Source organism: Streptomyces sp. NPDC058619, from assembly GCF_042717785.1.
Lineage (GTDB): Bacteria > Actinomycetota > Actinomycetes > Streptomycetales > Streptomycetaceae > Streptomyces.
Genome location: NZ_JBHXQN010000153.1, coordinates 1 through 1,938, shown reverse-complemented (window position 1 = coordinate 1,938; position 1,938 = coordinate 1). Strand labels below are relative to the sequence as shown.

2 protein-coding genes are annotated in these 1,938 nt (G+C 68.0%); one reads left to right on the top strand and one right to left on the bottom strand.

Features of this window, described 5'->3' with window-relative positions; genetic code table 11:
- A partial coding sequence (locus ACFWTC_RS38855; protein ID WP_384075168.1) for a hypothetical protein occupies positions 1 to 251 on the top strand: 251 nt, incomplete at its 5' end.
- A gap of 592 nt (positions 252 to 843) precedes the next feature.
- Here ACFWTC_RS38855 and ACFWTC_RS38850 read toward each other — a convergent pair.
- Positions 844 to 1,938, bottom strand: a 1,095-nt coding sequence (locus tag ACFWTC_RS38850) for an IS4 family transposase (protein WP_384075165.1), incomplete at its 5' end; no start/stop codon positions are given.

The window sequence follows — 1,938 nt, the reverse complement described above, 5'->3', positions numbered from 1 at the left end:
CTGCGGCCAACCAGGTGATCGCCACCTTGCCCGACGCCGTCGGGCCGGCAGCCGATGAAACCGGGGCGCTGACGCTCGGCGCGGACGGCTTCCCCGTCGGCGAGGCGCCCGCCGAGGGTGTCCGCACCGCGTCGCACATCAGCGGTCTGGGCACCGGCAGCTGGGCGTACAGCAATACCGGCGTGAAGTGGGAGTACAAGTACGACTGCACCAACTTCGTCTCCAAGGACCCTACTACGGTGGCGGCATGAAGATGCGGTCGGGCTGGTACAAGCGCGACGACGTGTGGTTCAAGAACCCCTGGTATAACAGCTGTCTGGTGATAGCCAGTTACTCGTGGTCGGGAGCAGAAAACCTGCGACGTCACCTGGCCGGGCACCGGCCGGGGCTACCACATCAACGACGTCTACAACGTCCGGAAGGGCGACATACTCTTCTTCCGGGACAGGAACGACGGCGTCTACGAGCACGCGGCCGTCGTCACCGCCAACTATGGTGGCCGTATCCACATGGCCCAGCACGGCGGACCCGCCCATACGACATTGGACGACGCCATGGCCCGCAACAAGCGCACCTCTAAGCCCAATACCAGTGACTTAAGAGCCCCAGGCGCGTGGGACCTTCGCTGGTGGGTTGATCGGGGCCGTTTTGTGGTGCGGGGCGATGGTCACGGCTTCGGCTGGGTCGAGTGTGGGCTGCGGCCAGAGCCGGTGTGTGGCGCGTTTGACGCCGAAGTTGGACATCTTGCGTTTGACGACGCGGGCGTTCGAGCGCCGGCGACGCAGGGGCAGCAGGTGCCAGGCTATCTCCCGTATCCCGTCGGCAAGGGCTGCGGCCAGGCGGTCAGGGGGAAAAGGCCGCCTGCGCGGTGACTTGACGTCGGGCGAGGCGGAGGGTGCGGGTGAAGGAGAGCCGGTCGGTATCAGTGTCGGCGCCTTCGGCGGCGGTGTGCATGAGCTGGCGGATCGCATGATGGATGAGCAGGTGGCCCCAGACCTCCTGCTCTACGCCGTCGGGTGAGCGGGAGCGAAGGACCTGGGCGGGGCCGCGCTGATGTGTCTTGAGTTCGTCCAGAGTGGTCTCGATCTCCCATCGCTCGTTGTAGAGCGCTGCCAGCTCCGTTGCGGGTGCGGCCTCGTGGTCGAGGATGGTGGTGATCAGCCGGTACGGGGCATCGTGCTGCGGGCGGCCGGGGTCGTCCAGGGTGTACTCGACAACCCGCACCACGGTCGGATCGGTGCGCTTGCGGTGATCCTTGGCTGCCACGATGTCGGAGAGGTAGGACCCGTCGGAAAGCTCCTGGCGCACGGGCAGGACCGCAGTCGTCTTGATCCGCCAGAGCAGGTCCGCGCCGCCGGCCGAGGCGGCCCGCCACTGCTCCAGGCCGGCGAAGCCCCGGTCGGCCATCAGCAGGTCATCCGGTCCAAGGGCATCGAACAGCTCCCGCGCGAGCACGGACTCCGCGGTGGTGAACGGCCCCAGAGTCGCGTGGGTGATCGCGTGCGTGCCGCACTCGGCCAGTGCCACCACGCGCACCTGCGGGAAGGCAGTCCGCTCGCCCCGGTGGGTGGCGGGGCGGCCGAACCGCGCGTCATTCTCCTCGCTGTCCGGCACGTCAAACGTGGTCCCGTCGACCGCCATGGGACGCCAACGCCCGTACGCCGCACCGGTAGCTGACCGGGTCGCCACGGGCCCAGCGGACTGCTCGAACAGCAACTTCAACGGCCCCGGCCCGAGCTTGACCCGGGCCCGGGAGATCGCGCCAGGCGTCGGTACCTGCCATGACCCCGACCAGCGTCTGGCCCACGCGAGGCCCTCGGTCAGCAGTCGCGCGACCTCCTCATATTGATCAGAAACGGTTTGGGTTCTGGGTCGTTGAGCTGGGTGTGAGCGATCTGGTGGGGGACGCGCGGCATCTGTCGCCGTCGGCGCAGGAGG